This is a genomic window from Propionivibrio limicola, assembly GCF_009469695.1.
Classification (GTDB): domain Bacteria; phylum Pseudomonadota; class Gammaproteobacteria; order Burkholderiales; family Rhodocyclaceae; genus Propionivibrio; species Propionivibrio limicola.
Genome location: NZ_SSSR01000001.1, coordinates 407510 through 416038 on the forward strand (window position 1 = coordinate 407510; position 8529 = coordinate 416038).

5 protein-coding genes and 1 tRNA gene are annotated in these 8529 nt (G+C 50.5%); all 6 read left to right on the plus strand.

The window, feature by feature from the left end:
* Window position 1: 1 nt before the first annotated feature.
* The 6 genes from pilV (at window position 2) to GH659_RS01985 (ending at window position 8077) form a co-directional block, all read left to right on the plus strand.
* Window positions 2-520: a type IV pilus modification protein PilV gene (pilV, locus tag GH659_RS15130; protein WP_425499972.1), complete on the plus strand. Its 519-nt coding sequence runs from the start codon at window positions 2-4 to the stop codon at window positions 518-520.
* Window positions 517-1560 carry a PilW family protein gene (locus GH659_RS01965; protein WP_153109059.1) on the plus strand — a complete coding sequence of 348 codons (1044 nt, stop codon included), beginning with the start codon at window positions 517-519 and terminating at the stop codon, window positions 1558-1560. The genes pilV and GH659_RS01965 overlap by 4 nt, the downstream gene beginning before the upstream one ends.
* Before the next feature lie 18 nt (window positions 1561-1578).
* On the plus strand, window positions 1579-2217 hold the full coding sequence (locus GH659_RS01970) for a pilus assembly PilX family protein (protein WP_153109020.1): 639 nt from the start codon (window positions 1579-1581) through the stop codon (window positions 2215-2217).
* A gap of 37 nt (window positions 2218-2254) precedes the next feature.
* Window positions 2255-7297, plus strand: coding sequence for a PilC/PilY family type IV pilus protein (locus GH659_RS01975; protein ID WP_153109021.1), 5043 nt, complete (start codon window positions 2255-2257; stop codon window positions 7295-7297).
* Between the two features lie 10 nt (window positions 7298-7307).
* Window positions 7308-7751 carry a type IV pilin protein gene (locus GH659_RS01980; protein WP_153109022.1) on the plus strand — a complete coding sequence of 148 codons (444 nt, stop codon included), beginning with the start codon at window positions 7308-7310 and terminating at the stop codon, window positions 7749-7751.
* Window positions 7752-8001: 250 nt separating this feature from the next.
* Window positions 8002-8077: transfer RNA gene (locus GH659_RS01985), tRNA-Thr, on the plus strand.
* Window positions 8078-8529: the final 452 nt, after the last annotated feature.

Consider the following 8529-nt stretch of genomic DNA (forward strand, 5'->3'; position numbering starts at 1 on the left):
GATGTATTGCCACAATAAAGCCAATTCTTCGGGATTTTCCCTGATAGAAGTACTCGTCACCGTTGCCATTGTCAGCTTCGGACTGATGGGCCTTATATCCCTCATGCTCAAAAGCTTGCAAGCCAACGCCACCTCCGGGCTAAGAACGATGGCAGTCGCCCAAGCCTACGACATGGCTGACAGAATGCGCGCGAATATGGCTGGCATAAAGGACGGGAGTTACAACGCTATCGTTCCCCCTGGATCAAGCTCCACGTGCCCCATCAACATCAATGGCAATGTTGGGGTCGCCACATCAACTCTTGGCTCTTGTGGGGCATGCACTTCGGCTTGCACAGCAGCCCAGATTGCCCAAAGGGACGCCTGTATTTGGCATGAGCAAAACAGCAAACTCTTACCCAAAGGCTCTGGAGCCGTCTGCAAGGACGGCAGCTCGAGCTGGTATGCCATATCAATCTCTTGGGACGAAAACAAGGGAGGCACTCCAAACAAGACATTTATCCTGAGATTTGAACCATGACTTCGTTTCCTTTAACAAAAGAACAACATGGCATAACGTTGGTTGAGCTCATGATCGCCTTGGCGATCGGCCTCTTCATGACTGCAATCATCGCCGGACTTTATCTGAGCATGCGTGGCAGCTTCCGTTACCAGGAGGACTTCGCCCGCCTACAAGAAAATGGGCGTTTCGCGATGGATGCGATCACCCGTGACATCCGCATGGCTGGCTACAATGGGTGCGGCGATCTGACGACATTCGCAAATGTCGTGAACGGTGGCAGTTCTAGTCCATTTCTGAATTTCGCTACCCCAGTCATTGGGTACGAAGGCGGTGTAAGCACATTCCCAAGCGCACTTACCGGCGCGGGAATAATTGCAGGAACCGATGCAATCGTACTTCTCGGTATTGATCCTTCAAATGAACTTGTGGTTCAGTCCCACAATCCGCCCTCAGCCCAGATCAATACAAATACCCACAACCTTCCCGCAGGAGAAATCTTGCTTATTACCGATTGTGCACACACCGCAGTTTTCCAAATGACAGGCCCCGCAAGTTCAACCAAGACAAATGTTGTGCACAACACAGGCACCGGCGCCCCTGGGAATTGCACTAAGTACCTCGGAGCAAGCTGCGGAGCAGAGAAATCCTATCAATTCAAGCCAGGCTCATCTCTGTTGCGGATCTACTCAAACGCCTACTTCATCGCTGCCAGCAGCGTCGGAAACGGACGATCACTGTACGTTCTCAGCCTTACGGGTCAAACAAATGGAACTCCCGAAAAACGAGAGCTTATTCAGGGCGTGGAAAACATGCAGATTACTTATGGAATTGACAGCAACGGGGATCGGTCAGCCGACAGCTTTGCTTCAGCAAACTCGGTAGCAGACTGGTCGAAAGTAGTTTCCGTGCGCGTTTCGCTGCTTGTCACTTCACTAAAGGACAACATCAGTTCATCAGTGCAGTCCTATGAATATAACGGGACAAACACTACCGCTTCCGACCGCAAAATTCGTAAGGTATTTACTGAGACAGCCACTGTACGTAACCGTACTCCCTAATCTTCAGGAGTTTCCAAATTGAAAAGTTGTGAGACCCACCAGACAACCCAACAAAGCGGATTTGTCCTTATCTCCGCAATGCTCTTTCTGGTCGTGTTGACGATTCTGGTCATTTCTCTCATGAGAACCAGCATTCTGGAAGAACGGATGATTAGCAATACGCGGGACTGGAATGTAGCCTTTCAAGCGGCTGAATCAGCCTTGCGTGACGCCGAGCGCGAAATCATCGCCGGCATCCGAATCAATGGTGAAACGGGATTTGTTTCCGGATGCAGTTCATCGTCGGACGCCAAAGGTGCTGGCCTGTGTTTGCCAAACCTGTGCACGGACACTTCTGCGTCAGGGGACTGTAGCCCGATCTGGGAAGAACTGGAAATAAAACAAAACGACACAGGGTGGATTTCTGGCGCAAACAGCGGAAAAAGCATCGCTTACGGAGATATCACAGGCGCTTCCTCGCTGAATGTAAGTGGTTCGCAGGCTGTCGGAGCACTCCCTAGATACATCATCGAAGTCCTCAAGATTCCCAACGCAGCCTCGCTCAAAACGTCCCAAGGCCAACCCGAGCAAAAATATGTCTATCGTGTCACCGCAGTGGGTTTCGGCAAATCCACGACGACCAGAGTAATGCTCCAGGGAAACTACAGACAATATTGAATTAGCAAACAAACCGATTTGCTAGGAGAAATACGTGATGCCCGATATTCGCCCATTGACAAAGACAATCTCGAAAACCATCCCATGGGGATTGCTCATTGCGCCGATGTTCATAACACCTGCCAACGCAACAAGCCTGGCGCAAGGGCCGCTATATCTGACAGCAAGCCAGCCCCCATTAGTCATGCTCACGATGGCTCGTGACCACAAACTCTATTACGAAGCATATAACGACTACTCCGACCTGGACGGCGACGGAATCATTGAACAATTTTACAAGCCAAGCATCGATTATCTTGGCAATTTTGACTCTTACAAATGTTACGACTACAGCGGCGGGATATTCACCCCGGTCGCCATAACCGCAAATAAGAAATGCACAGGCGCTAACGATGGCTATTGGAGTGGCGACTTTCTTAACTACTTGACCACATCACGGATAGACGCTTTGCGAAAGGTTTTCTATGGTGGAAAACGAAGCACCGATACCACAACACAGACCATTCTCGAACGCTCATTCATTCCTCAAGACGCTCATTCTTGGGGCAAGGAATATACAAGCGTAGCCTACGATGGTTACGACATACGCGAATACACTCCATTGAGCTTACCCGTCGTTGGTTATCGCCACATTTTTGCGAATGTTACTTTGACGTCTGATACGAGTCGCCCGCTACTGCGAGTGTTAAATGACAGCAAGTACCGCGTATGGGAATGGCTCTCAATCGAACAACCGGTGGCCGGAGACAAGTGTCTTTCAGGTAATAGCGGCCCGGCCTGTGCGACAAGCGCTGGCACGATCTGGTCCATTGTTCCGGCAAGCAACACTAATGGCCTGAGCAACATGACTCAGACGACCTACAACACAGCGGAAGAAGCTTCACCCACATCACAATCGGCCTTTGATTCGATGGAAGTTAACTATGGGACACTGTCGCGCCGTTGTGGAACAGGTTCCATAAGCAGCATAAATGGTTCGGGCAACCCATTTACCCAGGGGGCACCAACCTTAGGCACCTGCTCTAACGACAACTACATGACAGTCTTTACGGGCACGCTAAACACCCCGACCGCCGCCACTTACACATTCGGAATTGATGGCGACGATGCGATTGATCTGTTCATTGATGGGACTCAACGCATCGGTTGGTATGGCGGCCATGGAAAATCATCAGACCCATCCGCTCATTCGATCGATGTAACACTCGCCGCCGGAACTCATACGATCAAATTCCGCCACCACGAAAGAACCGGCGAAGACAATTACTATTTGTATGAGAAAATAAACGTACCGGCATCGGCCATTACGGATTACAACGTTCGGGTGGAAGTATGCAAAACCATCCCCGATGTAGGTACGGAAAACAACCGGGGAAGGGAGAGCAACTGTCAAGGCTACGGAACATCGCCAATCGTCTACAAGCCGACAGGACTGCTACATAAATATGGCCAGAATAACGGGATGTATTTTGGACTAATCACTGGATCGTATGACAAAAACACTAAAGGCGGTATTCTTAGAAAAGAAGTAAGCTCAATCGTTAATGAAATAGAAAGCTCCACAGGAAGCTTCAAGGAATCAGGAACAACATGTGGAGAATCAGGAACGAGTCAATGTGTAAGAGGCGTTATTGGCACTATTGACCGGCTCAAAATAACTGGCTTCTCACCATATAGCTATTCATGTGGATGGATTACAAACCGTCAAATCAATGATGGCGAATGCGAGATGTGGGGCAATCCTCTTGGCGAAATGATGTATGAAGGCCTGCGCTACTTCACCGGAAAAACAAGCGCGACGAGTGATTTTGTCGGCACCAGCACCAAAGATGATGGCCTTGGACTCCCGAAAGTCACCTGGGGCACAAACACAGACCCCTATGGAGCCAACAACTACCCAAGTTGTGCAAAGCCTTATTTCATGCTCGTCAGCGACGTTTATCCGTCGTTTGACTCCGATCAGGTACCCGGCTCTTATTTTGGAGGCTTCGCAGGAGACATCACAGAATTCAGCACAACGACTACCGGACAAAACATTTGGGAAATTGAGTTTGGAAGCGGTGTAACCAAGAACATATTTATAGGTCAGTCAGCTGGCACCTACGACGGCGCCCCAACAGTCAAATCAGCTGGTAGTTTCGGCAACATTAGAGGATTGGCACCGGGAGAACCTACCCGTCAAGGCAGCTACTCCGTAGCCAGCGTGGCCTATTTTGCAAAAACACATGACATAAACACAGCAACTGGAAACCAAAAAGCATCTACCTATTCGATTGCTTTAGCGCCAGCATTACCGAAAATCGAAATACTGGTGGGGGGCAAAAAAGTCAGCCTTGTACCCTTCGCAAAATCCGTCGGAGGTTCAAGCATCAGTGCAACACAGGGGGATTTCCAGCCAACGGATCAAATAGTCGACTTCTATGTTGAAACGATCAACAACACCACGGCAGGCAACACAAACGCTGCGGTGAATGAAGGACGCCCCTACTATAAGTTCCGCATCAACTATGAAGACGTTGAGCAAGGCGCCGATCATGACATGGATGCGATTGCAACCTACGAAGTTAGACTCAATGCGAACAATACCATTTCTGTTTCATTAAGCTCCGACTATGCGGCGGGCGGAATTATTCAACACATGGGATATGTCATCTCGGGCACCACTGCCGATGGCGTCTATCTTGAGGTAAGAGACGTCGACACCTCGGCTGGTTCCGATCCCGACTATTTCCTTGACACCCCCAACACTAGTGGAGCAGCACTACCGCTCAGCTCGTCACGTACGTTCACTCCTAGCAGCAATACAACCGCTGGTACTCTTTTAGAGGACCCACTGTGGTACGCCGCCAAATTTGGAGGCTTTTCCGATGCCAACAGTAACAACATTCCCGAAAGTACAGAATGGGACGCTGATGGCGATGGCGTTCCGGACAACTACTTCCTGGTTGTCAATCCGCTGAAGATGCAAACGCAAATGGATAAGGCAATGGCAAAAATCAGCGATGACTCGGGCACATCGGCGTCTTTATCGACAAATTCTTATTCGCTTCAGTCAGGCACTCTGATTTATCAGTCGCGTTTCAGGAGCGGGGTTTGGTCGGGCGAACTTAACGCCTACCCCGTTACATCCAGTGGATTGTCTGCTGTCACTTGGCAAGCGCAACAGCAACTGGCAACGGCTTCTGGCAGTAGCCGGACAATCTTGACGTATGACGTAGACAAAACAAGCGGCAGAGGCATTCCATTTCAATGGGATAGCATGACTAATAGCACGCCAATGACGTTGCGAACATCTTTGAACAAAAATGCTGGCGGCACGATAGACAATCTAGGTAGTGACCGCACCACCTTCTTGCGTGGCGACGACGTCACTGGTATGCGGACACGTCCCACGATTACCGGCACAACTACCGTCAACCGGCTTGGGGATATCGTCAATTCTCAAGCCCAATTTGTTGGGAAACCAAATTTTGGATATGGCGATGCGTCTTATGCCCTTTTTAGTAACACAAAGGCTAACCGCACAAAAATGCTTTATGTAGGCGCCAACGACGGCATGCTCCATGGTTTTAACGCGCTCACGGGGGTTGAACTATTAGCCTACGTTCCAAGTGAAATGTATCGCACCCGGAGCGGCGTACCACTGCTAAGTGCTCTCACTCGCAATGACTACGGGAAAGCAACCAATCCTCATCATTACTACGTAGATGGCACACCGACGTTTGGCGATATCTGCACAGGCTCTTGCGCAGGCGGCACAGGAGCAGATACATGGAAAACAATTCTCGTTGGAGGGCTTTCAGGAGGGGGGCAAGGAATATACGCGCTAGACATCACGAATCCGAGCAACTTCTCCGAGGCCAATGCCTCGTCCATTGTCAAATGGGAATTTCTAGACCACGACCACGACGGAAACTCTACCTCTGCAACGATTACAGGAGATTCTGAACTGGGTTATACGTATAGCCGCCCATACATCGTTAAGCTTTGTACGGAGAGAGATAACTCTTCGTCTGCCACACCGAAATTCTGTAGCACATGGAAATGGTATGTTGTTTTCGGCAACGGTTACCACAATACTGAGGCGGATGGCTATCGAGGCACCGGAGATGCGGCTCTGTACATTCTCGACGCAGACACCGGCTATCTTGTAAAGAAAATCGCACTAAACGAAACCGATGCCGCCAATCCTAACGGTCTTTCAGAGGTGGCACCTATCGACATCGATGCCGATGGAACAGTCGACTATATCTATGGGGGAGACCTGAAGGGCAACCTGTGGCGGATCGATTTCACATCCGACAATACAAATAGCTGGGCAACCGCTTTCGGGTCATCTTCGGACCCATTGCCACTTTACGTTGCCATGGACGAACAATCGACCCCGGCACGCCAACCAATTACCACAGCCCCCGACGTCATTCTGCATCCATCCGGCGGGGTAGTCGTAATTTTCGGAACAGGTAGCTACATCGCGAATACCGATCCTTCGACAACCCAAGTCCAGTCCATCTATGGCGTCTGGGACAAAATGAGCGGCAGCACCGTTTCCTCAACCAGCCACTCGAGCTTACAACAACAGACCGTCAACAGCTACACAGTTAGCACGGGAGGCGAATCGTACCGGACAGTTTCCTCAAACCCTGTTGCATGGGAAGGAGCAGGCGCAAAAGACGGCTGGTATATAAATCTTCCCGAGAGTAAGGAACGTATTGTTTTCAACCCACAAATTCTCGGCGGAGGCATTCTGAAATTCACCAGCACGATTCCCTCGGGAGATGCTTGCGAGGCAGGCGGAACGGGTTGGGACTATTACGTAGATGCGCTCACTGGTGCTCGACTACAGTGGTCAGCATTCAATGCAGTACAGGACATGCTGAATTTCGGCGGAACCTCGGCCTATGCAAGCGCACGAAAATCAAACGTTGGCATAACCCCATCAGGAACCCTGCTGATAGAGGGCCAAGGAATAGGCACAATCTATCAAGGAGGCAGCAATGGAGAAATGGATTCATATAAAGCCAACCTCGGACAAGCCGTCGCAGGGCGTATCTCTTGGCGCGAGATTTTGAATGACTAGAGGAAAAATCATGAAACAAAAAATACAACGTGGATTTACCCTCATCGAACTGATGGTCACAGTAGTCATCATCGGCATTTTGGCCAGCATTGCGCTTCCCAACTACACTGAATTCATGCGCAAGAGTCGTCGTAGCGATGGGAAAGCAGCCCTTCTTTCCATCAGCCAAGCTCTGGAGCGGTACTACACAGAAAATTCGACCTATAGCGCTCCGGCACTTAGCTCAACTTCAAGCATTGGAAACACTGTCTCTTCAGAAGAGTTTTACACCCTCGCATTCGACGCTGATCCGACCAGCGCGACTGTCTGTGGCTCAACTGCAAACACAAATCCGAGCTCCTCTTCCTACCGCATCTGCGCGACGCCGACAGGAGTACAATCCTCTGACAGTTGCGGCAAACTATCTCTAAGTAGCACCGGAGTTAAGACTGGCACCGGAACAGACTGCTGGTAATTCACATGCAGTCGTCCCGACAAACGCGCTGAGGAAACATTGGGCACAACAGATAGTTGACCTTGCCAAGCCCTAACAACTATAATACACCCTCTTCGCCGTTGTAGCTCAGTTGGTAGAGCAACTGATTCGCAATTGGATCAGCCAGCTATGGTACCTGATCTCAAAGGCTAGCAGTGCAAGGCTTCCGGCCCGCCGGCAGTCTGATGCTTGAAGCAGTTCAGACACGATTAAACAAGTTTTGGTTTAAGCCGCTTTAGCTCAGTTGGTAGAGCAGTTCATTCGTAATGAAAAGGTCGCCAGTTCGATTCCGGCAAGCGGCACCACTTGATGTAAGAAGGCCACCCTAACCGGGTGGCCTTTTTGCTGTGCGCGTAGCCAACTTCACCATAAGCGTCCATCCGTCCCACATTGAACGGACCAAGAAGGCTTGCAAGCGTTCCGTCGGCCTCTTCGATAATCGCGCAGGCCGTGATCTGCGCCTGATGCACATCGAGTCCGATGACGCGTTTGTGAAGCGCTACCAGTTCCATTGCTCCTCCCGTCGATTTACACTCCAAGGCGGAAGGCGGCGGGTGCCGAGACTGAAATTGCCTGAAGGCGACAAGTCGCCGACGGCCTGTTTAACTTGCGCTCTCTATCGAAGCAATGTAAGCGTTCTGCCAACGCCGTCTTGAAATTGAAACCGGAATCAGGCTGAAGCGTTGTCAGGCGAGGCGATCTGCGTTGCCACGGCCCAAGGCAGGAGTTCGTCGACACGATTGACCGGATGTTCGGC

Coding starts and splice junctions, on each gene's coding strand:
- pilV (WP_425499972.1), top strand. CDS start 2: ATGTATTGCCACAATAAAGCCAATTCTTCGGGATTTTCCCTGATAGAA.
- GH659_RS01965 (WP_153109059.1), top strand. CDS start 517: ATGACTTCGTTTCCTTTAACAAAAGAACAACATGGCATAACGTTGGTT.
- GH659_RS01975 (WP_153109021.1), top strand. CDS start 2,255: ATGCCCGATATTCGCCCATTGACAAAGACAATCTCGAAAACCATCCCA.
- GH659_RS01980 (WP_153109022.1), top strand. CDS start 7,308: ATGAAACAAAAAATACAACGTGGATTTACCCTCATCGAACTGATGGTC.